We start from the raw sequence: 22,867 nt of genomic DNA, 5'->3' as shown, positions 1-22,867 counted from the left end.
CTTGCCCTTAGGTCTTCGGACACGCCGCGAGACAAGAAGCCGATATGCCGCCGTCTTCGACCAGAGCCCGCCAAAGGCCCGCACCCGCCGAAACCGGGCCGACGCTCGATCTCGACCGTTACGTCCCGGCTTTCGTCACCTTCATCGCCAACAAGCTCTCGAACAGCGCCACCGCGTTCTACCAGCGCGAGTTTGGCGTCAACGTCACGGAATGGCGGATCATGTCGCTGCTGGCGATCGAGCCCGGCATTCCGGCCTCGCGGATCTGCCACGTCATCGGTTTTGACAAGGGGCCGGTGAGCCGGACGCTTGCCGGCCTCGAGAAGCGCGGGCTGGTCTCGATTCGCACCGACCCGAACGACGGCCGCACCCATTCGATCTCGCTGACGGCGAAGGGCCGCGCCACCCATGACAAGGTGATCGTCGCGGCGTTCGAGCGCGAGCGGCGGCTGTTGTCCTGCCTGAGCAAGGACGAGCGCGAGGTGCTGATCGATCTGCTGCGCCGGCTGCACGAAAATCTCGGCGCAGTGACCGGCAGCAGCACCAGTTGACGCGCGCGTGAAGCGCGCGGCATCACCGCCTCCAGGCATACGCCGGCATTTGCCCGCGGCACCCTCTCTGCCGAGCATCGTTTCCTCCAGGATCAGGCGCAGCGGTTCCCCCGCCGTCATCCTTGTCCGGAACGGTTCGCATAAACTAGTTGCTTAAGCAACAAAAGAATCGTGCAAGATATTGCGGCAGAATGGCTGGCGTATTTTACGAGCTGCTCGACCCATCCCCGTCATTGCGAGCGCAGCGAAGCAATCCAGAGTCTTTCCGCGGAGGGATTCTGGACTGCTTCGCTGCGCTCGCAATGACGATGTGGCGAGAGCGCGGCCTCACTCCGACTTGATCTGCCCGTGGCTACAGACCGATCCACTCACCCGACGCATCATCGTTCACCCGCGCCACCGCATCGGCACGCCGCGTCAGCACGGCGCGCTGGTTGATGTAACCCTTGTCGGTGATCTCGCCGCCGTCCACTGACGGCGGCTCGGCGAGCAGCAGCGCGCGCGTGGCGTGGCCGGAGGAGTTGGTGCCCTGCTGCTTCAGTTTTGCGAGACCTTGGGCGATGGCGGCCCGCACCTTGTCGTGTGCCACCACATCGTTCACGCTTGCCGCCTCGGATAAACCAGCATGGGCACGACACGCCGCCATGTTCGGGAACACCAGGAACCGCACCTCGTCGCCGCCATGGCCGGTGACGACGATGTCCTGCGCCAGCGGTGCGAGCGCCGCGATGCCCGCGACGCGCAGCGTACCGACGCTGACCCAGGTGCCGGAGTTGAGCTTGAAGTCCTCCGCGACGCGGCCGTCGAAGAACAACCCGCGCTCAGGCCGTTCCGCATCGGCAAGCTTCACGGCATCGCCGATCAGATAGAAGCCTTCGTCGTCGAACGCCTGCCTGGTCAGCTCCGGCGCCTTCCAGTAACCCGGCGTGACATTGGGGCCGCGCACGCGCACCTCCAGCTTGTCCCCTGACGTGACGAGCTTCAGCTCGGTGCCGGGAATGGGCACGCCGATATTGCCCGAGCGCTCCGCGAGGAAATGACAGTCGGTCGCCAGCGGCGACGTCTCGGTCGAGCCCCAGGCCGACACCATCGGCAGCGGACGACCAACAGTCTCCACCGAAAGCTGCTCGAGCGCGTCCCAGAGATTCTGCGGCAACGCAGCGCCGGCATAGAAGGCGAATTTCACCTCGCCGAAGAAGCGGCGGCGCAGCTCCTCGTCGCCGCGCAGCGCTGCGATCAGCATGTCGAAGCCGCGCGGCACGTTGAAATAGACCGTCGGCATCACGTTTTTCAGATTGGCGAGTGACGTCGCGAAGAGACCGGGCGCGGGCTTGCCGCCGTCGATATAGAGAGCCCCGCCGTTGCGCAGCACGAGATTGAAATTGTGGTTGGCGCCGAACGTATGGCTCCAGGGGAGCCAATCGAGAATGACGAGATCGCCGCGGCCCGGTTCGAGAAACGTCCAGGTCTGCGCCTTGGCCTGCTGGCTCGAGGTCAGCATGCGCTGCGTATTGATGACGGCTTTCGGGGTGCCGGTCGAGCCCGAGGTGAACAGGAATTTTGCGATTGTATCCGGCGTCACCGCGGCGAAGGCTTTTGCGACGTCGCCCGTTTCGGGCGTCGCCGCGATGTCACGGAAGGCCAGCGCATCGGCATCGCCGGCATTGCCACTGATGATCTGCGCCTTGTGCAGCGGCTTGATCGCCGCGAGCGCGGCAGCGAATGGCTTGGTCGCGGAGACGTAGATCGCGCCGGGCTCCAGCAGCGCGATCATGCTCTTGAGCTTGTCGAAATCTTTCGACATCAGCGAATAGGCCGGCGAGATCGCGGCCGAGGGCACGCCGACATGCTGGGCCGCAAGTGCAAGCAGCGCATGGTCGATGCTGTTGTCGGAGAGGATGACGACGGGACGCTCGGCGCTGAGCTGTTGCGCCAAAATCCAGCTCGCCGCAGCGCGTACCCGCCGCAGGGCGCCCGCATAGGTCATGGTGGCCCAGGGCGTGTCGGCGCTGTCACGCTCGGCGAGGAAGATCGTGTCAGGCGTCTGCCGCGCAAAATGCTCCAGCCAGTCGCCGATGCAGCGCGCGCTGTCGCGCAAGGGTTCTGGCGAGCGCAGCACGATGCTGCCGTCGGCGCGATGCTCGGCGACGGTCTTGGGCGTTGCGAACAGGCTCGAAGCGTCACCGCGTGCGGCGGTTGTCATGGTTTCCTCCTCGCCCGGACGTCCGGATCGGCGGCAGCCTCGTTCCGGGCCGCTTTGGCCATATTGTTGGGCACGACAATTGTTGTCGTCAACAACAATCTTCCGCATGGGCCTTCGGGACGCTAAGGTTGCACGGCAGGAGAGATCACGTGACAGCCAGCGCAGCCCGAACTGAGCCCCGCCCCTCCCCACGCAAACGTGCCGGCAATGGCGCGGCGCGGCCGAACGACGCGGACGAGATCGGCCTCGACGCACTGGTCGGGCACGCCGGTTATGCGGTGCGTCGCTTCCAGATCTGGATCTTTCAGGACTTCATCAAGACGCTCGGCGAGGTCGACATCAAGCCGACGCAGTATTCCGTGCTGACGGTCATCGGCGCCAATCCGGGCCTGTCGCAGATGGCGGTGGCGAAGCGTCTCGGCATCGAGCGCGCCCGGCTGGTGCATCTGCTCGACAGCCTCGAACAGCGCAAGCTGGTGAAGCGGGTCAAGTCGAAGGCCGACCGCCGCTCCCACGCGCTGCACCTCACCGCACCGGGTGAGACGGCGCTGGCAAAGTTCAAGCGCCTCGCCGCCGAGCACGAGCGGCATGTCGTGGAGAAGATCGGCAAGGAGAACCGGGAGCGGCTGCTCCAGATCCTCGCCGGCTTCACCTGATCGACGCCGCCCAATATTTGTGCAAATGCCCGTATGGGGGCGCTGGCACGACGCCCAACAATCATCGAAATATCTTACAAGCCACTGATCCCTCGATAATATCCAAGGCATCGCGCCTGCCCGGATTGTGTACACAATGGCACATCGCTTGCTTCAATCCGGGTAAGACCTGTTGCCGGAGTTTTGTCGCCATGAGGGCTGAAATGGGGGCTGAGCAGCCTGAAACGATCGCCACGATTGTGGCCGCGCATCGCGCGGGCACGATCACGCCTGCGCAGACCGTCGCGCGAACCTATCAGCGCATCCGCGATCACAACGATCCCGCAGTCTTCATCAGCCTGCGCGACGAGAAGGACGCGATCGCGGAAGCCGAGAAGCTTGCCGCAAGGGATGCCTCCAGCTTGCCGCTCTACGGCGTGCCGGTTGCGGTGAAGGACAATATCGACGCGCTGGGATTTCCGACCACCGCGGCCTGCCCGGCCTTCTCGTATACGCCGACGCATGATTCGACCGCGGTGGAACGTCTGCGCGCGGCCGGCGCGATCATCATCGGCAAAACCAATCTCGACCAGTTCGCAACCGGCCTCGTCGGCGTGCGCTCGCCTTATGGCATCCCAAAGAATTCGATCCGCGAGGATCTCATTCCCGGAGGCTCGAGCTCGGGCTCGGCGGTCGCGGTCGGTGCCGGACTCGTGCCGCTGTCGCTGGGCACGGACACCGCCGGCAGCGGCCGCGTGCCGGCGATGCTCAACAACATCGTCGGCCTGAAGCCGAGCCTCGGCATGATCTCGACTGCCGGCCTGGTGCCGGCCTGCCGCACGCTCGACTGCATCTCGGTATTCGCTTTGACCGTGGACGATGCCGCCCTCGCGCTCTCCGTGATGGCGGGGCCGGACCAGGCCGACCCGTTCTCGCGTGACCGGCCGCTTGGCGCGATCACGCCGTTCCCCGCGAATTTGCGCCTCGGCGTGCCCCGCAACGGGCAGCTGATCTTCTTCGGCGACAGGAAGGCGGAAGCCGCTTACGGCGATGCGCTGAAGCGCTGGACCGCGCTCGGCGCTGAGCTGGTCGAGTTCGACCTCGAGCCGTTCTACGAGACGGCGCGGCTGCTCTATGAGGGGCCGTGGGTCGCCGAGCGTTATCTCGTGATCAAGGATCTGCTGGCATCCGCGCCTGATTCGATTCATCCGGTGACGCGCGAGATCACCGTCGCCGGCTCGCGGCTGACGGCGGCGGAGACATTCTCTGCACTCTATCGCCTGCAGGGCTTGCGCAAGATCGCCGAGCGGACCTTTACGAACATCGACGCGCTGGTGCTGCCGACCGCGCCGACCGCGTATACGACCGCGCAGGTGCTGGCCAATCCGATCGAGCTCAACAGCCGGCTCGGCACCTACACCAATTTCGTCAATCTGCTCGATCTCTGTGGTCTTGCAGTGCCCGCGTCGATGCGCGCGGATGGCATTCCGTTCGGCATCACGCTGCTCGCGCCTGCGGGGCGCGATGCGCTGCTTGCGAGCATCGGCCGCGTCTTCCATGCGGATACGAAACTGACCGTTGGAGCGAAGGGCGTGGCGCAGGCACCGCTGGCGCCGCTCGCAAGAAACGGCGGCGACGAGATTCCGATCGCGGTCGTCGGCGCGCATCTCTCCGGCATGGCGCTGAACGGCGAAGTGACGGCGCTGAACGGAAGGCTGATCGAGGCAACGAAGACCGCGCCGGACTACAAGCTCTACGCACTCAAGACCACGCCCCCGAAACCGGGCATGCTGCGCGTCGAGGCTGGCACGGGCGCGTCGATCGAGCTGGAGATCTGGTCGCTGTCGTCATCCGCGTTCGGCAAATTCGTCAATGCGATTCCAGCGCCGATGGCAATCGGCACAATCAGGCTTGCGGATGGCCGCAGCGTGAAGGGCTTTCTCGTCGAGCCGGAGGTGCTGGGCGAGGCGCGCGATATCACCGCGTATGGCGGCTGGCGCGCTTATGTGAAGGAAGCCGCGACGACTTAGGTCTCGTAGGGTGGGCAAAGCGCAGCGTGCCCACCATCAGCAGTTAGGACAGATGGTGGGCACGGCGCTTTGCGCCTTTGCCCACCCTACGGCACGGAGTGCGCGGTTCTACACCGACACCGCGTAGATCTCATACTCCCCGCGCACCAGCTCGATATGCGCGCGCATGGCGGCGGCGGCGCCCTGCTTGTCGCCGCGCATGATGGCGACGACGACGCGGTCGTGCTCGGCTTGCGACTTTGCCAATCGGCCGAGGTTGCGGAACTGGGCGCGGCGGAACGGCTGCACGCGGACGCGCGTCGCCAGCGTGATCTCGGCGATGTAGCCGTTCTGCGATCCCGCATAGATCGCGTTGTGGAAGCGCTCGTTGACCTCGTGGAAGCGATCGGGATTGCCGGCGTAGCTGAGCACGCGCAGCTCTTCGTGGATGGCTTCGAGACCGTGGCGCTCGGCCGCCGACATGCGCTCCGCGGCAAGGCCGGCGCACAGCGCCTCGAGCTCCGCCATTGCCTCGAACATGCTCTTGAGACGCTCGACCGAGGGCTGCGCCACCACCGCGCCGCGATGGGCGCGCGATTCGACGAGGCCGCTCGCCACCAGCTGGCGCAATGCCTCGCGGACCGGCGTGCGCGAGACGCTGAAGCGCCGCGCGATGTCGGTTTCATCAAGCGGCGCGCCGGGGGCCAGGGTTCCGCGCACGATCTCGTCGGCGAGTTGAAGCCGCAATTCCTCGGCGCGGGTGATCTTGTGCACGCTGGGCTGCGCCCGGTCGACGCGCGGAACCACCGGCTCGGCCGGCAGTGTTCCGGGCGGAAGATCGTCAAGCGTCATACGGTCAGGTCTCTTTCGACTCGTCGATGATGCTGACATGGGCGGCGACGACGCGCCAGCCCTCCGGGAAGCGAATCCAGGTCTGCATCTGCCGGCCGACCTTGCCGGGAGCCGTGTCGCGGTAGAACAGGGTGGAGGCCACGGCCGTGTCGCGGCCATAGCTGGTGATCACGGTCTTCGCGGTGCGGCGGTTGAGGCCGACCGGCGAGCGCCCGGCGCGGAAGCCGGAGATCGCCTCATAGCCGTAGAGGTTCTCGCCGATGCCGTAGCGCAGCGTGCGGGGATCGTTGCGGAAGAGTTCGCCGAGCACGGCGACGTCGTTGGTGATCAGGGCTTGCTCATAGCGCTCGAATGCGGCCTTCACTTCTGCGATCACCTCGGGGAGATCGATCTCCATTTTAAATTCCTCTCAAAGTCCCCTTGGCGACGGCGCGGATACCACGCCCATCTTCTCCAATGCGTGCGCGACGCGCAGCGCGATGTCCTCGCGCCAGGGCGCGGCGATGATCTGAACGCCGATCGGCAGCGGCTCGAGCGGCACCGGCACGGCGACCACCGGCAATCCGATGAACGAGATCGGCTGGGTGTGGATGCCGATATTGGCGCGAACCGGCAATTCGACATCGTCGAGCGTGAAATTCACCTGGCCAAGCTTCGGCGCGGTGCAGGGCGTGGCCGGCGCAATCAGCACGTCGACGGATTTGAATATCTCGGCGAGCTGCGCGCGATACCAGCGGCGGAATTTTTGCGCGCGGTCGACCAGCGGCGCCGGCACCATCGCGCCGGCGATCAGCCGGTCGCGCACGGCGGGATCGAAATCGTTCGGGCGCTTGCGCAGTCGATCGAGATGCAGCGAGGCGCCTTCGGTGGTGGTGATGACATAGGCCGCCGCGCGGGCGCGCGAGGCTTCGGGCACGTCAACGATCCTTGTCGCGCCGAGCGCCTTGGCGACGCGGCTCACCGCTTCGACGGCCTCGGGAAACACGTTCTTCTGAAAGTGCCCGCCGGCAATCGCGATGCGCAGGTCCGACACCGGATTGGCAAGCAGCGGCAGCGTAGGCTCGAGGCCGCGCGTGGTGCAGGCGGCATCGTCCGCATCCACCCCTTGCATCGCGTCATAGGCGAGCGCGAGATCGGCCGCCGAGCGCGCGAACGGGCCGAGATGATCGAGGCTCGCGACGAACGGGAACGAGCGCGCCCGCGACAGCCGGCCATAGGTCGGCTTCAAACCGAAGATGCCGCAGAAGGAGGACGGCACGCGGATCGAACCATTGGTGTCCGAGCCGAGCGCGATCGGCACCAGCGCGCCGCCGACGGCGCTCCCCGAGCCGCCGGAGGAGCCGCCGGTCATCCGGGTCGTGTCATGCGGATTGCGCGAGGGACCGTCATGGACGTTCTCGCCGGTGAAGTCATAGGCGTATTCGCCCATGTTGAGCGCGCCGACCAGCACGGCGCCGGCGGCCTCCATCCGCTCGATCAGCGTGGCGTCGCGCTTGGCAGGCGCGAGGTCACGGTTGATCTTCGAGCCCGCGCGCGTCGGAAGCCCCGCGACGTCGAACAGGTTCTTCACCGCGAAGGGAACACCGGCGAGCGGGCCGACCTCCTTGCCGGCAGCAATGTCGGCATCGATCGCACGCGCCTTCGCACGGGCGCGCTCGGCGGTGACGTCGGTGAAGGAATTGAGGACACCATCGTGCTGCTTGATGCGCGCAAGCGCTGCTTCGGTGGCATCGAGTGCCGACATCTTGCCGCCGGCCACAGCCCTGGCGATGTCCGCAGCCGTCATTTCTGGCTTGGTGGTCATGGCGGGTCAGATCGTGAAGATCGGCGCCGGCTCGGTCTCGTCCGGCAGCGCGAATTCGTCGACCAGTCGGCCAAGCCGGAGCGAGACTTCGAGATTAGCGCGCACCGCCGGCCTCCAGGCCTCCTCGATCGGCAGTGCCAGCGCTTTCGATACGGCGTCGATATAGTCGTCCAGCGGCTCGGCCATCACGCTCCCAAACAATCTCTCAGTGAACCGGCAACGGCGGATGCGGGATCGCCGTCAGCAGCTCCTTGGTGTAGTCGTCCTGCGGGTCGCTGAGGACCTTTTCGGAAGAGCCCTCTTCGACGATTCGACCTGTCCGCATGACAATGACACGATCGCACAACAAGCGCACTACGTTCAAATCATGCGAGACGAACAGGTAACTCATACCTAGGCGCGCTTTCAGGTCCTGAAGCAGATTGAGGACCACGGCCTGGACCGAGACGTCCAGCGCCGCGGTTGGCTCGTCCAGGATGACGAGTTTCGGGTGCAGGGCAATCGCGCGCGCGATGCCGACGCGGGCCTTCTGGCCGCCGGACAGCTGGTGCGGAAACCGATCCAGCAGATTGTGCGGCAGCCCGACCATGGTCGCAAGCTCCTCGCAGCGGGCTCGCAACGCATCGCGGCCCCTGATGTCGCCGAGCTGCATGATGGGGTCGGCGATGGCGCGGGCGGCGGTGAAACGCGGGTTGAGGCTGTCGGTCGGGTCCTGGAACACCATCTGGATGCGGCTGCGCTGCGGCAGCCGGGCGAAGGAGGCAGGCGCGATGGCGCCGATATCCTCGCCGTCGAACCGGATCAGGCCCGCGGTCTGGTCCAAGAGGCGCATCACCATCATCGACGTGGTCGATTTGCCGCAGCCGGATTCGCCGACCAGGCCGACGCTCTCGCCATGGCCGATGGAGAGGCTGATGCCGTCGACGGCGCGGAAGACGTCCGGCTCCACAGGAGGCTTGCGGCCGAACAGTTTTCCGAGCGTGGCCGTGGCGCCCTGGCGGGGGTATTCCTTGACGAGCTTTTCGATGAGGAGGAGAGGCTGGTCGCTCTTCCCTTCGCTTTGAGAAGTGTGCTGGTCAGGCGCGGCGGCAACGGATGCAGATGAGGTTGCCCCCTCTTCTTCCGGCAGCAGATCGCGCAGCGATACCCCAAGTCGCGGTGTCGCGCGCATCAACTTCTTGGTGTAGGGGTGCTGCGGGTTGGCGAAGATGTCGGCGGCTTTCGCGGTCTCGACCACGCGGCCCTTCTCCATCACCACGACGCGGTCGCAATAGGCGGCGGCGAGACCGAGGTCGTGCGTGATCAGGATGGTCGACATCGCCTTGCGCTTGGTCAGCTCGACGATCAGGTCCATCACCGCTTTCTGGGTGGTGACGTCGAGACCCGTCGTAGGCTCGTCCGCGATCAGGAGCTGCGGATTGCAGGCGAGCGCGAGCGCGATGACGACGCGCTGGCACATGCCGCCTGACAGCTCGAACGGATAGGCGTGGTAGCGCTCGCGGGGGCGGGCGATCTTGACCTGCTCCAGCGCCTCGATCGCCTTTTCTCCGTGGTCCGAAACCATCGCCTGCTGCACATGGGTGCGCAGCACGTCCTCGATCTGGTCGCCCACCTTCCGGATCGGATTGAGTGCCGCGCGCGGGTTCTGAAAAATCATCGAGACTTCGCGGCCGCGCAGATCGCGCATCTGGTCTTCGGTGGCGGCCTTCACGTCGATGCCGGAAAACATCACCGAGCCCTCGGCGATCCGCCCGGCGCGATCGAGGATGCGCATCACCGCATAGGACGTCACCGACTTGCCCGAGCCGGACTCGCCGACGATGGCGAGCGTCTCGCCCTTGGCGACGGAGATGTTGACGTGCTGCACGGCCTTGACGATGCCGCGGCGGGTGGAGAATTCGACCGTGAGGTCCTGGACGTCGAGCAGGGGCTGGGCGGTCATGAAGGCCTCCCGATCAAAAATGTCGAAAACAACCCCATGCACAGTAGAACGGGGCTGGATTCATTGAAGAATTTCTGGCGGTAATTTGCGGGTGAGGCGGGCACCGGCCTCTCGCTGCCTCTCCCCGTTCTTACGGGGGCGCGACGAGCTTCGCTCGCGCTGAGAGGGTTGGGGTGAGGGGCTTCTATCCACGCAGACGATTGCCAGAGGAGTTCGCGGAGAGCCCCCCTCACCCGGTCCGCTAACGCGGCCCGGCCTCTCCCCGCACGCGGGGAGAGGCGAAGCAAGACGCTCGGTCTAAGCTCAATCATCACGTCCTCCGCTGCGGGTCGACGATGTCGCGGAGGCCGTCGCCGAGGAGGTTGAAGCAGAACACGGCGATCATCAGAGCGAGGCCCGGGAATAGCGCGATCCACCATTCGCCCGACACCATGAAGCCCGCGCCTTCCGCGACCATGATGCCCCATTCGGCGGTCGGCGGACGAACGCCGAGACCGATGAAGGAGAGGCCCGCGGCATTGAGGATGGCGTAGCCCATGGTCAGCGACATCTGCACGATCATGATCGGCATGATGTTCGGCAAGATATGCACCAGCAGGATGCGGAATTCGCCGTTGCCGGAGAGCCGCGCGGCCTGAACGAAGCCGGCATTGCGGCGGACATTGGCTTCGGCGCGCGCGACGCGGGCGTAGAGCGGGAAGTTCACGATGGCCGTGGCCAGGATGATGTTCTGCACGGTGTTGCCGAGGGCGGCGACGATGCCCATCGCCAGCACGAACAGCGGGAACGCCATGATGGTGTCGGCGATGCGGCCGACGATGCGGTCGGTCCAGCCGCCGAAATAGCCGGCCGCGATGCCGGCAAGGCCGCCCATCAGGAACACCAGCACGACGGAGGCGACGGCGATGAACGTATCGAGCCGCGTCGCCACGATGACGCGGCTAAAAATGTCGCGGCCGAGCTGATCGGTACCGAACCAGTGCGCCATCGACGGCGGCTTCAGCGCTGCCGCGGTATCGGAAGCGAGCGGATCATACGGCACCACGTAGGGGCCGAAGATCGCCGCGATGAGGATCACGATCAGCAGCGCGAAGGCGAAGCCCGTGACCTTGTTCTCGCCGAGAACGTAGCGGGTCTGTTCGAGGATCGCGACCAGCCCTGATGTCCGCGCGGGACCCACGGGTTCGACAGCAGGCGCAACGGAGCTCATGATTTAGCCCTCCAACCTGACACGCGGATCGATCACGCCATAGAGAATGTCGATCACGAGATTCAAAAGCACGTACATCACCGCCATGGTCAGCACAAAACCTTGCACCGGCGCGAAGTCGGACGAGATCAGCGCTTCCACCGCGTAGGAGCCGATGCCTGGCCAGGCGAACACTTTTTCCACCAGCACGTTGGCGCCGAGCAGGAACGAGAACACCATGCTGAGCGTGGTGATCACGGGCAGCATCGCATTGCGGAACGCGTAGGTGACGATGACCGTTGTCGGCGACAGGCCGCTGGCGCGGGCAGTGCGGACGAACTCCGACGACAGCACCGCCAGCATCGAGGCGCGCGTCATGCGCGCGATCGGCGCCAGCGAGAAGATCGCGAGCGTCGTCGCCGGCAGGATGAGCTGGCTCAGCGCAGAGCGGAACGCCTCGAAGTCGCGCGCAATCAGGGTGTCGATCAGGTAGAAGCCGGTCACCGTCGGCGGCGCGCTGTAGAACACATCGAGGCGGCCGAGCGGCGCCGGCGACCAGCCGAGCCGGAAATAGAAGACATAGACCAGCACGAGGCCGGTGAAGAACACGGGCAGCGACACGCCGGCCGTCGTCGTGACCCGACAGAGATGATCCACCCATGATCCCGGCCGCGTCGCCGCCAGCACGCCGAGCGGGATCGCGATCACGATCGAAACGATGAGGCCGAGCAGCGTGAGTTCGGCGGAGGCCGGCAGGCGGTTGCGGATTTCGGTCGCGACCGGCTGTCCCGTGGTGAGCGAGTTGCCGAAATCACCGTGTGCGAGGTCGTTGGTGTAGCGGAAAAACTGCTCGATCAGCGGCCTGTCGAGGCCGAGCTTCTTGCGGATCTGCTCGACGGCTTCCTTGGTCGCTGCGGGACCGGCGAAGTAGGCGGCGGGATCGCCGGGCAACGCGCGCGTCAGCAGGAAGGTGACAATGACGACCCCGATCAGCGAGGGAATCGCGAACATCAGGCGCTTGCCGATCATGGTCAGCATAATGATGCCCTCTCGCGCTTTGCTTCGAAATGAGATCGCGCCACTTGCTCCGCTGCGTCCCCTCCGCCCTTGCGGGGGAGGGTTAGGGAGAGGGATGGCCCTGGGAGAGATCTGAGTTCGTGGCTACCCCTCTCCCCGGCCCTCCCCCGCAAGGGGGAGGGAGCGAGAGGCCGGTGCCCGCCTCACTCCGAAATACAGCTAGCGTCGCGGCCAAGTCGCGCGCCATGACCGCTCACCCCTTCGCCAGCGCGCGGTAATCCAGGCGGCGGTGGAACCAGTATTGGTAGCCGCTGATGTTCTTCTGCATCGCGACGTTGACGAAGGGCTGGTACAGCGGGATGCGCGGGATCTCGGTGAAAGCGAGATCGACGAAGCCCTTCACGTCGGCATCGTAGGTCGCGGTGTCGCCGGTGGCGGCTGCCGTGCGGGCGCCGTCGATCAGCTTGTCCATCTCCGCCGACTTGTAGCTCATGGTGTTGAAGACGGAATTGTTGCCGTGATAGCACCAGTAGAAGAAGTACTCGGGGTAATCGAGCCAGCCCGAGAACACGTTGGTGAAGAGCGGCATCTCCTTCTTGTTCAGCTCGGTGCGCCAGTTGGCGCCGGGCACCTTGTTGATGGTAGTCTTGATGCCGATCTGCGCCAGAGACTCCTGCACCAGCACGCAGAGCGGCTCGTTGACGCCGGCAAAATTCAGGTCGAACGAGATCGTGGTTTCGAAGCCGCTGGCGAGGCCTGCCTCCGCCATCAGCGCCTTCGCCTTCTCGATGTCGGTGTTGTATTTGTGCGGCTGCGGCCAGGCGACTTCGGTCGGCTTGTCCTTCGGCGCGCCGAACATCGGGTTGGCGAGGCCGAACATCACCGCGTCGATGATCTTCTGATAGGGCAGCGCATAGGCGACCGCCTGGCGGACCTTCGGGTTGTCGAACGGCGGCTTGGTGACGTTCATGCCGATATACTGGATGCCGTTGGAGAACGGCAGCGACACGACGTTGAGCTTGCCGTTCGCCTTCATCTCCTGGAAATCCTTGTTCGGGAGTTCGTAGGAGATGTCGGCGTCGCCGCGCTCCAGCAGCGCGCGGCGGTTGCCGGCCTGCGGCACCATGCGCCAGATCACGCGCTTGATCTTCGGCAGCGGACCGCAGACCCAATCCTCGTTGCGCTCCATGATGACTTCGGTGCCGGCGGTCCACTTCGTCACCTTGTAGGCGCCGGAGCCCGCGGTCTGCTGCTTGGTGAATTCGAGACCCCAGGGGTCCTTCTCGCTGGCGTTCTTCTTCACCAGCTCGGAATTGACGATGCAGGGCACGATGACTGCGAGATCGGGGATCGTCAGCCTGTCCTTCTTCAGGAAGTCGACGCGCACGGTGTAGTCGTCGATCACGACGAACTGCTCCGGCTTGGTCAGCGAGCCCGCGCTCATCTGGAAGGTCGGGAAGCCGCCGACGCTGACGGCGCGGTCGAGCGACCACTTCACGTCCTTCGCGGTGACGGGCGTGCCGTCGTGGAATTTGGCGTTCTTGCGCAGCTTGAAGGTGACCGACATATCGTCGATCTTCATGTCCTCGGCGAGCTCGCCCTTGAACTTGTCGCGGTCGTAATAGGGCACGCCGCCGGGGCCGGTCTTCATCTCGTGGCTGATCAGACGGTCGTAGCAATTCCAGGACACTTCATAGCCGGGCACGTTGGTGCCGACGCCGTGGATGTCGAGATTGTTCGGGCCGCCTTCCGAGACGATCAGCAGCGTCTCCGACCGCGCATCGGCATAGGCGGTGGAGATGACCTGTGGCATCGCCGGAAGCGCCGCGCCTGCGGCCAATCCGGACACGGACTTGAGAAAATCGCGGCGCTTCATGAAATTGCTCCAACGCAAAAGTTTCTGGTTGGAACAGGGATTCGCAAGGTTCGTGCCAGCGCTTAATGGTATCCTGATTTCCAAATAAGACACTGATTTATAATCATATTTTTAATACTTCGGCGATTGGTCGCGCTTTGGACAGGCCGGTAAATTGCATACAAAGATGCGATTATGCTCCAAAAATAGGCTGAAAGATTGAGCGCCACCGGATTGAGCAGGCCGTCGCATGCGCTCCGGCCGGTTCAGCCCGGCCAGATCAGATCCTGGAGTTCGACGAGATCGTTCGCCCTGTCCTGCCAGCCCTCGATACAGACGTGGCTGTTGAGGTCGCTGGCGCGGTGCAGCAGCATCAGGGCCATCAGCCGGCGCCTCAGTGCGAAATCCAGCTTCGCATAGCCAAAGCCCTCGAGCAGGCTGCGCACCCTCCCCGGCCGTCCCGCCGCCATGAAGGCGCTGGGGCCGAGCAGATCGTAATCGCGCCATCCCGCAAGCACGTCGCCGAAGTCGAACAGGCCGGCGAGCGACCAGTTGCCGTCGTCACAGGAGAGCAGGAAGTTCTGGGGGATATATTCGCCGACCAGGATCACCGGCGGCGCATCCATCGGGATCAGTTTTGCGGCATCGCGCAGGAGATTGTCGAGGCCTTCGAGGAATTTCGGCGCAAGGCCAAGGCGCGTGTGCCGCGCCTCGCAGCCCTGCATCTGGGCGCGCATGAACGCATCCCAGCGCGGCTCGATCTCCGCCAGCGGACCAAGCGGCGCGTGCTGCACGGCGGCGATGGTCTCACCGATCTGGCGCAGCAGGCGCTCTTTCTGATCTTCCGCCAGTTGCGGCCACACCTCCGAGCCGAGCATGCCGGCAAGGCGCGTGATGACGAGGTAGGGCCAGCCGTCGCGCTCACCCTCCGCGACGATCTCCGGGATCGGCAGATGAAGGCGGCCGGCAAGCTGCGCCAGCGACCCGCGCTCGGAGACGAATTGCGCGCCGAGCTGCGGCGGGAAGATTTTCAGGATCAGCTTCTCGCCGAGGCTGACAACGAGATTGGTGCCGGTCGCAAACACGTGCGGCGAACTGGTATCGAGACCGTGGCTGCGTGCGATATCGAGCGCGATCGGCAGCCATCGCGGAGGATCGGAGCGAAAGGCGCGAAAGCTGTTTGCGTCGGTGAAAGCCGGTAACTTCTGCAATGGAGCGGAGGTCATTCGGGCTCGCTCATCGATACGAGCTTGATTGATTCAGTGCGAACCGAGCTGGCGGTGCACCTCCCCCGCTTGCGGGGGAGGTCGGCGCGAAGCGCCGGGTGGGGGCTCTCTCCTCTGGGGGATTGTCCCGTTGCGGAGACACCCTCTCCCCTGCCCTCCCCCGCAAGCGGGGGAGGGAGCGCACCTCGCTTGCGGCTACGGCGATATCCAATCTCGACACGCCGCTACCGGTCCGGACTGGCGCGCTCGAACTGGCGCAGCAGCTTGTTGCCGCGCTCGACCGCGGCATCGAGCGCAGCCTGCGCGCCCTTCTGGCCGGTAAAAGCCTGCTCCAGCTCGTCCTCGATCGCGCCGCGGATCAGCACGAAGGAGCCGAGCCGGATGCCCTTCGAATTCTCCGTCGGCGGATGCAGCGTGATCTCCTCGAACGAGATCGCTGAGCCCGGATTGCGCTCGTAAAACCCCTGCGCGCGGGTCAGCTCGAAAGCGGCGCGGGTGATCGGCAGATAACCGGTGTTCTGGTGCCAGGCGGCCTGCACGCCGGGCTGCGACAGATAGGCGAAGAACCGCGCCACGCCCTTGTATTCCTGGCGCGGGCGGTCGCGCAGCACCCACAGCGTGGCGCCGCCGATGATCGAGTTTTGCGGCGCGTTCTTCACATCGGGCCAGTACGGCATCATGCCGTAGCCGATATCGAACTTCGAATTCGCCTTGATGTCGGCCCGCGTCGCCGAGGAGCCGATGAAGATGCCGCATTCGCCCTTCTGGAAGCGCGGCTCGGCCGACTGGCCGCGGCCGCCGTAGTCGAACACCTTGTCCTTCTGCCACTCGGCGAGCTGGGCGATGTGTTGCACGACGACCGGGTTATTGATGGTCAGCTCGGCATCCAGTCCCGCAAAGCCATTGGTCCGCGTCGCGAGCGGCAGATTGTGGAAGGCGGAGAAATTCTCGATGTGGATCCAGGACGGCCAGGAGGTGGTGAAGCCGCAGGCCGCGCCGCGGTCGCGCAGGCGTTTTGCGGCAAGCCCAAGCTCGGGCCATGTCCTCGGCGGCGTCTCCGGATCGAGGCCGGCGTCGCGGAACATGGTCTTGTTGTAATAGAGGATCGGCGTCGAGGAATTGAACGGGAAGGACAACAGATTGCCGGCCGCATCGGTGTAATAGCCGGAGACTGCGGGAAGGTAATCGCCCAGCGAGAACGGCTCGTTCATGTCCCGCATCATGGTGAACACGGGATAGATCGCGCCCTTGGCCGCGGTCATGGTGGCGGTCGCGACCTCGTTGACCTGGACGATCGCGGGCTGGCTGCGCGAGCGGAAGGCGAAGATCGCCGCCGTCACGGTCTCGGTGTAGTTGCCCTTGTAAGCAGGCACGATGCGGTAATCGGATTGCGAGGCGTTGAAGTCGGCGGCGAGCTTCTCGAGCTGCCGGCCGAGCTCGCCGGACATGGCGTGCCACAGCGCGATGTCGGTGGCGGCGCGCGCCTGAAGAGGCATTGCGAGGACGATGAAAGCGGCGACGATCCGCAAAAGACGCGATGCTGAAATCACGATGGCTCTTCCCGTGTCGCGCGGCAAAAGGCGACCATACCTGCTTAAGGCGCGGCATTTCCTGTTTCAACCGGGAATGAACGGCGGCCGCGCCGCACAATCGCCCCGCCGGGTGCGGCGGGATGGCCTTCCCTTAACCATCTGCTAGATTGCATTGAACCTTTTTGCTTAGCCATAGACTCCACCACTGAGGGGTTGAGTGTGCCAGTGCTGAACCGTGCCGAACTCTCGCGGACCGGGGTGATCTTCGTCGCGCTTCTGCTCGCGGTCTGCGCGACGGGCGCTGCTGCGCGCGAATTCCGCGCCGCCGACACCCAGGCCGAGGATTACCCGACCGTCCAGGCGCTCCGCTACATGGGCGCGCTGATCGCCGAGCGCACCGGCGGCCGGCACGAGGTCAAGGTGTTCCATTCCCGTCAGCTCGGCGAAGAGAAGGAGACCATCGAGCAGACCAGGGTCGGCGCGATCGACCTCAACCGGACCAATGTGGCGCTGATCGGCAACTTCGTCCCGGCGATGAACGTGCTCGCCATGCCGTTCCTGTTCCGGTCCATCGAGCACATGCAGAAGGTGCTGGACGGGCCGATCGGCAGCGAGATCCTCGGCAGTTTCGAGCCCTACGGCTTCGTCGGACTCGCCTTCTACGATTCCGGCGCGCGGTCGATCTACAACGGCGTCCGTCCGATCAGAGGCGTCGCCGACCTCAGGGGATTGCGGATCCGGGTGCAGCAGTCGGAGTTGATGAGCGAGATGATTCGCTCGCTCGGCGCCGAGCCGGTCGAGATGCCCTATGGGCAGGTGCTCACCGGGCTTGCCAACCATCTGATCGACGGCGCCGAAAACAACTGGCCATCTTTCGTGACGACAGACCATTACAAACATGCCGGCCACCTCGCGCTCACCGAACACACGATGAGCCCGGAAGTGCTGGTGATCTCGCTGAAGGCCTGGAAAAGCCTGTCGGCCGACGACCAACAGATCTTCCGCGAGGCCGCGGCTCGCTCCGGCCGGTTCATGCGCGAGAAGTGGCACGACCTCGAGGAGCAGTCGCAGCACAAGGCTGAAGCCGCCGGCATCACCGTCGCCAGGGATATCGACCGCAAGCCGTTCGAGGACGCGATGGCTGCGATCTATGCCAAGGCGGGGCGCGATCCCGCCGCGGCCGCGCTGATCGAACGCATTCGCAAGGTGGAGTGAGCCGCTTGGCTGCACCTGGACCCAGCGAGCACGCAGACAGGCCGCCCGGCCCGCTCGGGCGGCTGCGCGCACGCCTGGTCGGGATGCTCCGCGCGGTGCCGATCCGCTGGCGCATCCTGTCGATCGCGGCGCTGAACTCGGCCGTGGTCGTGGTGCTGGTGGGGCTGATCTGGAACGGCACGCAGGTGCTGGGCTCGGCCTGGGGCGACGTCCGCCAGGTGCGCGAGTCCGACCGCATCCTGGCGCTGCTCGAGAGCGAGACCGGGCGCCTGCACAATCTGATCCACCGCTACATCAACCAGCCGAGCCCGGACCTGTTCGCCGAAATCCTGCTGCTGCGCGAGGCGGTGCTGGGCACGCTGACCGACCGTGCCGCCAAGGACCCGATGCTGTCGGGCTCGGTCGAGGAGCTGGAGCGCACCACCGACCGCTTCCTCAACGGCTTCGGCGAGCTGCGCAGCGTGCAGGCGACCATCGCCAAGACCTATGAGGAGCAGGTGCAGGGCCCGGCCAGGGACATGGCCGGTCTCTATTCCATCATCGAGGGCGCCACCGGCCATCGCGACGCCCTGATCTGGCCCTCGCTCGGCAAGTCCCGCGAGGCCTTCACCGCGATGCTGGTGGCCGCCAACTCCTACTATCTGTCGCTCTCGCCCGGTGCCGCCGACGATGCGCGCCGCAACACCGAGACGATCGAGAAGACCATCCCGGTCATGATCGATCTCGCCGACAACGACCTGCAGCGCATGGCGCTGCAACGGCTCGGGACCCGCACCATGGCGCTGCGCGAGGGTTTCGCGAAACTCTCCGAGCAGCTGACGAGCCGCACCGAATTGCTGCGCAACACCATCGACGCCAGCCAGGCCGAGGCGATCGGCGCCATCGACGACCTCTCCACCAAGATGCGCCAGCGCGAGCAGAAGGCGCAGGAGACGTTTGATCGTACCCTGGCCGATATCTCGCGGCGGGTGCTGTCGATCGCGGTGATCTTCCTCGGCATCATCCTCACCGCCGGCGTGTTGATCGCGCTGTCGATCCGCCTGCCGCTGCAGCAGATCATGACCGCGATGCGCGCGATCACGCTCGGCGACCTCGACCGCGAGGTGCAGGGCACCAAGGCACGCGACGAGGTCGGCGCCATGGCGCGCGCGGTCGAGGTATTCCGCGAGAACGCGATCGCGAAGCGCGAGACCGAGGACGAGCTGCGCGCGTCCAAGGAGAAGGCCGAGAGCGCGCTGCTCGAGCTCAACACCGCGCAGCAGAATTTGATCGACGCCGAACGGCTGGCGGCGCTCGGCGGCCTCGTCGCCGGCGTCGCGCACGAGGTCAACAACCCGATCGGCATCAGCCTGACCGTCGCTTCGAGTTTTGCCCGGCGCACCGAGATCTTCGAAGCCCAGCTCAAGGGCGACGGCGGCCTGCGCCGCTCGCAGCTGGAGGAGTTCGTGCAGTCCTCGCGCGATGCCTCGCAGCAGCTCGTCGCCAACCTCACCCGCGCCGGCGAGCTGATCCAGTCGTTCAAGCAGGTCGCGGTCGACCGTTCGCATGCCGAGCGGCGGCAGTTCTCACTCAGCGAAGCTACCGACCAGATCATCGCCAGCCTGCGTCCTGTCCTGAAGCGCTCGCCGATCACGCTCCAGGCCGACGTGCCCGAGGGGCTCCTGCTCGACGGCTATCCCGGCTCCTACGGCCAGATCCTGACCAACCTTTTCCTCAACGCCGCCAACCACGCCTTTGCCGACGGCCGCGCCGGCACGATCACGATCTCGGCGCGGCCGCGCGGGACCGACGACATCGAGATCATCTTCGCCGATGACGGTGCCGGCATGACCCCTGACGTGCAGCGCCAGGCCTTTGACCCATTCTTTACCACCCGGCGCAATGAAGGTGGTACGGGACTCGGGCTTCATATCGTCTATAACCTTGTCACCCAGCAGCTCGGCGGGCGCATGATGCTGGAATCCAAGCTGGGACAAGGCACTACTTTTCGCATTATCATGCCCCGGGTCGCCAAGGGCGGCGCGCAAAGCACAGAGACTGACGGGACTTCTCAATGGCCGAACAGGACGATGTCCTCCACCTGATCGACGATACCGGTACCGCACCGGAGGACCAGAACGCACGGAAGTGGAAGATCGCCGTCATCGACGACGATCCCGCCGTGCATGACGGCACCCGCTTCGCGCTGTCCGACTACAGCCTCAACGGCCAGGGGCTGGAGATCCTCTCCGCCCATTCCGCGGCGGAAGGTCGCAAGCTGATGGCCGCGCATGGCGATATCGCCGCCGTGCTGCTCGACGTCATCATGGAGACCGATGTCGCCGGCCTCGAACTGGTCGAGTTCATCCGCAACGAGCTCAAGAACGAGACCGTACGTATCATCCTGCGCACGGGACAGCCCGGCCAGGCGCCGGAGCGGCGCGTGATCGTCCAGTACGACATCAACGACTACAAGGCCAAGACCGAGCTCACCGCCGACAAGCTGTTCACCTCGCTGACCGCGGCGCTGCGCTCCTATCAGCAGCTCGAGCGCATGGTGCAGACGCGGCGCGGGCTCGAGATCATCATCGATGCCGCCTCGACGCTGTACGACTTCAAGTCGATGCAGCGGCTCGCCGAGGGCGTGCTGACCCAGCTCGCCTCGCTGCTCAATGTCGATTGCGCCGGCATATTGGTCCTGCGCGACAATGGCGGCGTGGACCCCGAGCTCTCCGTGCTCGCCGGCAGCGGCTGCTACAGCCGCTTCATCGGCACGACCTCGTCGAAGGCGCTCGACCCCGATCTGCGGACGATGGTGGAAGCCGCGTTCCAGGGCCGCAAGAACGAATTCGCCGACCACCGCAGCGTGATCTATCTGCGGACCGGCTCAGGCCGCGAGGTGGTGGTGCTGCTGCAGGCCGAGCGCGAGCTGTCCGAGACCGACCGCTCGCTGGTCGAGATCTTCTCCAGCCGGCTCTCGATCGCCTTCGACAACGTCATCCTCTACCAGCAGCTCCAGGACGCCAACACGCAGCTCGAGGACCGCGTCGCCCAGCGCACCCGCGCGCTGATGCAGGCCAACCGCCGCCTCTCGGCGCAATGGCTGCGGCTGCAGCGCGCCAACGGCTTCAAGAACGAGATTCTCGGCACCGTCGCCCACGATCTCAAGAACCCGCTCGGCGTCATCCTCGGCCGTACCGAGATGTTGAAGGAGCTGATCTCGACCGGCGCCTCGTCCGACGGCGTGGTCGCCCAGGTCGATCACATCCGCGATGCCACGAAGCGCCTGACCACGATGGTCGATCATCTGATCTCGGACGCGATGGCCGATGCCTTCGACATCACCATCCGCCGCGAGCCGGTCGACGTCGCGGCACTGGTAAAAGAGGTCGCCGACGCCAACCAGCCGCTCGCGGTCAACAAGCAGCAGGCCATCCACGTCACGGCGCCACCCAACATCGTCACCATGTGCGACACCGACCGCATCCGCGAGGCGATCGACAATCTGATCAGCAACGCCATCAAATACTCACCGATCGGCGGCAGGATCACCGTCGCCGTCACCCATGAAGCCAGCGATACCGTCGTCCGCGTCAGCGACGAGGGCGCCGGCCTGTCGCCGGAGGATCTCGGCCGCCTGTTCGGCCGGTTCCAGCGGCTGTCGGCCAAACCGACCGCGGGCGAGAGCTCGACGGGGCTTGGGCTTTCCATCGTCAAGCGTATTATCGACATGCATGGCGGCGAGGTGACGGCTGAGAGCGACGGTCCCGGCAAGGGATCGACCTTCACCATCACCCTGCCCGCGACCGAGTTGCCGTGATTCGAGTACCGGGATCTGAGTGACATGACCCAAAGCCAGCACATCATGATCGTCGACGACGAGGCCCCGGCCCGGGAGATGGTCGGCGATTACCTCAAGATGCACGGCTTCACCGTGACGCTGTGCGACGGCGGCAAGAGCTTGCGCACCGCGATCGACGGCAGCATGCCCGATCTCGTCGTGCTCGACCTCAACATGCCCGAGGAAGACGGCCTCTCGATCATCCGCGACCTCAAGAGCCGCATCAACGTGCCCGTGATCATGCTGACGGCGACCGCGAGCCCGATCGACCGCGTCGTCGGTCTCGAGCTCGGCGCCGACGATTACGTGGCAAAGCCCTGCGAGCTGCGCGAGCTGATGGCGCGCATCCGCTCGGTGTTGCGGCGGAGCGCACCGGTGAAGGCGGTCGAGACTACGCCCGCCAAATCGGACAAGGATCAATTGGTGCGCTTCGGCACCAAATGGCTCGACCTCGAAGCGCAGGCCTTGCGCGACGACGAAGGCAACGAGCATCCGCTCACCGCGTCCGAGTTCGGGCTGCTGAAGGTGTTTGCGGCCAATCCGAAGCGCGTGCTGTCGCGCGAGCGCCTGCTCGAACTGGCCAATGCGCGCGACGCCGAAGCCTTCGACCGCGCCGTGGATCTGCGCATCATGCGCATCCGCCGCAAGATCGAGCCCGACCCGACCAAGCCGGCCGTGATCCGCACCATCCGCGGCGGCGGCTATCTGTTCTCGCCCGCGGGCGAGAAGGCGTAGAGCGCGCGGCACCTACCACTGTCCCGGGCTCGCTTCGCGCCCCGGAATGACGGCATGGGTGGCGCGACCGAACGCAAAGCCCGGAATTTCGTTCCCGGCTGCCCCGGGCGCTCCCCAATCCCCACCCCCGTATTTTCCGTACATTGAAATTCCACGGCTTTTCGCCCCGAATGTTTCGTCGCGGCCTGTCCGACGAAACAATTTGGCGGCGCACGAAACCATTTTCCGCTTTTCGTGCAGACGTCCCGAAACGTTCGCTGATTAACACTTTGGTCCAAGGAA

The 22,867-nt window shown here is 65.3% G+C and carries 18 protein-coding genes; 7 read left to right on the top strand and 11 right to left on the bottom strand.

The window, feature by feature from the left end:
• The first annotated feature begins 44 nt into the window (after nucleotides 1-44).
• A complete protein-coding gene (locus BJ6T_RS05210; protein WP_014491246.1) occupies nucleotides 45-551 on the top strand; it encodes a MarR family winged helix-turn-helix transcriptional regulator in 507 nt (168 codons plus the stop codon).
• 352 nt (nucleotides 552-903) lie between these two features.
• Here BJ6T_RS05210 and BJ6T_RS05205 read toward each other — a convergent pair whose 3' ends face one another.
• The gene (locus tag BJ6T_RS05205) at nucleotides 904-2,754 is read right to left on the bottom strand and encodes a feruloyl-CoA synthase (RefSeq protein WP_014491245.1); all 1,851 of its coding nucleotides are present in this window, start codon (nucleotides 2,752-2,754) and stop codon (nucleotides 904-906) included.
• 149 nt (nucleotides 2,755-2,903) lie between these two features.
• Between BJ6T_RS05205 and BJ6T_RS05200 the strand changes: the two genes are divergently transcribed.
• Both BJ6T_RS05200 and atzF read left to right on the top strand, forming a co-directional pair.
• Nucleotides 2,904-3,410: a MarR family winged helix-turn-helix transcriptional regulator gene (locus BJ6T_RS05200; RefSeq protein ID WP_014491244.1), complete on the top strand. Its 507-nt coding sequence runs from the start codon at nucleotides 2,904-2,906 to the stop codon at nucleotides 3,408-3,410.
• A 203-nt stretch (nucleotides 3,411-3,613) separates the two neighbouring features.
• Nucleotides 3,614-5,419: an allophanate hydrolase gene (atzF, locus tag BJ6T_RS05195; RefSeq protein WP_014491243.1), complete on the top strand. Its 1,806-nt coding sequence runs from the start codon at nucleotides 3,614-3,616 to the stop codon at nucleotides 5,417-5,419.
• 108 nt (nucleotides 5,420-5,527) lie between these two features.
• On the opposite strand, the gene BJ6T_RS05190 is transcribed toward atzF, so the two are convergent.
• The 10 genes from BJ6T_RS05190 to ugpB form a co-directional block, all read right to left on the bottom strand.
• Nucleotides 5,528-6,250, bottom strand: a complete 723-nt coding sequence (locus tag BJ6T_RS05190; RefSeq protein ID WP_014491242.1) for a GntR family transcriptional regulator — start codon at nucleotides 6,248-6,250, stop codon at nucleotides 5,528-5,530.
• Between the two features lie 4 nt (nucleotides 6,251-6,254).
• Nucleotides 6,255-6,647 carry an oxalurate catabolism protein HpxZ gene (gene hpxZ, locus BJ6T_RS05185; protein ID WP_014491241.1) on the bottom strand — a complete coding sequence of 131 codons (393 nt, stop codon included), beginning with the start codon at nucleotides 6,645-6,647 and terminating at the stop codon, nucleotides 6,255-6,257.
• 12 nt (nucleotides 6,648-6,659) lie between these two features.
• Nucleotides 6,660-8,054 carry an AtzE family amidohydrolase gene (locus tag BJ6T_RS05180; RefSeq protein ID WP_014491240.1) on the bottom strand — a complete coding sequence of 465 codons (1,395 nt, stop codon included), beginning with the start codon at nucleotides 8,052-8,054 and terminating at the stop codon, nucleotides 6,660-6,662.
• Nucleotides 8,055-8,060: 6 nt separating this feature from the next.
• Nucleotides 8,061-8,240, bottom strand: a complete 180-nt coding sequence (locus tag BJ6T_RS05175; protein WP_014491239.1) for a DUF4089 domain-containing protein — start codon at nucleotides 8,238-8,240, stop codon at nucleotides 8,061-8,063.
• A gap of 19 nt (nucleotides 8,241-8,259) precedes the next feature.
• Nucleotides 8,260-9,996 carry a dipeptide ABC transporter ATP-binding protein gene (locus BJ6T_RS05170; RefSeq protein WP_014491238.1) on the bottom strand — a complete coding sequence of 579 codons (1,737 nt, stop codon included), beginning with the start codon at nucleotides 9,994-9,996 and terminating at the stop codon, nucleotides 8,260-8,262.
• 310 nt (nucleotides 9,997-10,306) lie between these two features.
• Nucleotides 10,307-11,206, bottom strand: a complete 900-nt coding sequence (locus BJ6T_RS05165; protein ID WP_014491237.1) for an ABC transporter permease — start codon at nucleotides 11,204-11,206, stop codon at nucleotides 10,307-10,309.
• Between the two features lie 3 nt (nucleotides 11,207-11,209).
• On the bottom strand, nucleotides 11,210-12,223 hold the full coding sequence (locus BJ6T_RS05160) for an ABC transporter permease (RefSeq protein ID WP_014491236.1): 1,014 nt from the start codon (nucleotides 12,221-12,223) through the stop codon (nucleotides 11,210-11,212).
• Between the two features lie 232 nt (nucleotides 12,224-12,455).
• Nucleotides 12,456-14,078: an ABC transporter substrate-binding protein gene (locus BJ6T_RS05155; RefSeq protein ID WP_014491235.1), complete on the bottom strand. Its 1,623-nt coding sequence runs from the start codon at nucleotides 14,076-14,078 to the stop codon at nucleotides 12,456-12,458.
• 245 nt (nucleotides 14,079-14,323) lie between these two features.
• Entirely contained in the window at nucleotides 14,324-15,283 is a 960-nt protein-coding gene (locus BJ6T_RS05150) for an aminoglycoside phosphotransferase family protein (protein WP_014491234.1), read from the bottom strand.
• A gap of 224 nt (nucleotides 15,284-15,507) precedes the next feature.
• Complete coding sequence (gene ugpB, locus BJ6T_RS05145; protein WP_028169962.1) at nucleotides 15,508-16,833, bottom strand: sn-glycerol-3-phosphate ABC transporter substrate-binding protein UgpB; 1,326 nt, start codon at nucleotides 16,831-16,833, stop codon at nucleotides 15,508-15,510.
• 201 nt (nucleotides 16,834-17,034) lie between these two features.
• On the opposite strand from ugpB, the gene BJ6T_RS05140 reads away from it, so the two are divergent.
• The 4 genes from BJ6T_RS05140 (at nucleotide 17,035) to BJ6T_RS05125 (ending at nucleotide 22,585) form a co-directional block, all read left to right on the top strand.
• The gene (locus BJ6T_RS05140) at nucleotides 17,035-18,030 is read left to right on the top strand and encodes a TRAP transporter substrate-binding protein (protein ID WP_028169961.1); all 996 of its coding nucleotides are present in this window, start codon (nucleotides 17,035-17,037) and stop codon (nucleotides 18,028-18,030) included.
• An 83-nt stretch (nucleotides 18,031-18,113) separates the two neighbouring features.
• Nucleotides 18,114-20,114, top strand: coding sequence for a sensor histidine kinase (locus BJ6T_RS05135; RefSeq protein ID WP_223154137.1), 2,001 nt, complete (start codon nucleotides 18,114-18,116; stop codon nucleotides 20,112-20,114).
• Nucleotides 20,084-21,829, top strand: a complete 1,746-nt coding sequence (locus tag BJ6T_RS05130; protein ID WP_014491230.1) for an ATP-binding response regulator — start codon at nucleotides 20,084-20,086, stop codon at nucleotides 21,827-21,829. Before BJ6T_RS05135 ends, BJ6T_RS05130 begins: the two co-directional genes overlap by 31 nt.
• A gap of 24 nt (nucleotides 21,830-21,853) precedes the next feature.
• Complete coding sequence (locus BJ6T_RS05125; RefSeq protein ID WP_014491229.1) at nucleotides 21,854-22,585, top strand: response regulator; 732 nt, start codon at nucleotides 21,854-21,856, stop codon at nucleotides 22,583-22,585.
• Nucleotides 22,586-22,867: the final 282 nt, after the last annotated feature.

The sequence above is a fragment of the Bradyrhizobium japonicum USDA 6 genome (assembly GCF_000284375.1).
GTDB classification, from domain to species: domain Bacteria; phylum Pseudomonadota; class Alphaproteobacteria; order Rhizobiales; family Xanthobacteraceae; genus Bradyrhizobium; species Bradyrhizobium japonicum.
This window is presented reverse-complemented; position numbering and strand designations above follow the sequence as displayed.

Excerpts from the sequence above, each read along its gene's own strand:
- BJ6T_RS05210 (WP_014491246.1), top strand. The coding sequence starts at position 45 with ATGCCGCCGTCTTCGACCAGAGCCCGCCAAAGGCCCGCACCCGCCGAA.
- BJ6T_RS05205 (WP_014491245.1), bottom strand. The coding sequence starts at position 2,754 with ATGACAACCGCCGCACGCGGTGACGCTTCGAGCCTGTTCGCAACGCCC.
- atzF (WP_014491243.1), top strand. The coding sequence starts at position 3,614 with ATGGGGGCTGAGCAGCCTGAAACGATCGCCACGATTGTGGCCGCGCAT.
- BJ6T_RS05190 (WP_014491242.1), bottom strand. The coding sequence starts at position 6,250 with ATGACGCTTGACGATCTTCCGCCCGGAACACTGCCGGCCGAGCCGGTG.
- hpxZ (WP_014491241.1), bottom strand. The coding sequence starts at position 6,647 with ATGGAGATCGATCTCCCCGAGGTGATCGCAGAAGTGAAGGCCGCATTC.
- BJ6T_RS05180 (WP_014491240.1), bottom strand. The coding sequence starts at position 8,054 with ATGACCACCAAGCCAGAAATGACGGCTGCGGACATCGCCAGGGCTGTG.
- BJ6T_RS05175 (WP_014491239.1), bottom strand. The coding sequence starts at position 8,240 with ATGGCCGAGCCGCTGGACGACTATATCGACGCCGTATCGAAAGCGCTG.
- BJ6T_RS05170 (WP_014491238.1), bottom strand. The coding sequence starts at position 9,996 with ATGACCGCCCAGCCCCTGCTCGACGTCCAGGACCTCACGGTCGAATTC.
- BJ6T_RS05165 (WP_014491237.1), bottom strand. The coding sequence starts at position 11,206 with ATGAGCTCCGTTGCGCCTGCTGTCGAACCCGTGGGTCCCGCGCGGACA.
- BJ6T_RS05160 (WP_014491236.1), bottom strand. The coding sequence starts at position 12,223 with ATGCTGACCATGATCGGCAAGCGCCTGATGTTCGCGATTCCCTCGCTG.
- BJ6T_RS05155 (WP_014491235.1), bottom strand. The coding sequence starts at position 14,078 with ATGAAGCGCCGCGATTTTCTCAAGTCCGTGTCCGGATTGGCCGCAGGC.
- BJ6T_RS05150 (WP_014491234.1), bottom strand. The coding sequence starts at position 15,283 with ATGACCTCCGCTCCATTGCAGAAGTTACCGGCTTTCACCGACGCAAAC.
- BJ6T_RS05135 (WP_223154137.1), top strand. The coding sequence starts at position 18,114 with ATGCTCCGCGCGGTGCCGATCCGCTGGCGCATCCTGTCGATCGCGGCG.
- BJ6T_RS05130 (WP_014491230.1), top strand. The coding sequence starts at position 20,084 with ATGGCCGAACAGGACGATGTCCTCCACCTGATCGACGATACCGGTACC.
- BJ6T_RS05125 (WP_014491229.1), top strand. The coding sequence starts at position 21,854 with ATGACCCAAAGCCAGCACATCATGATCGTCGACGACGAGGCCCCGGCC.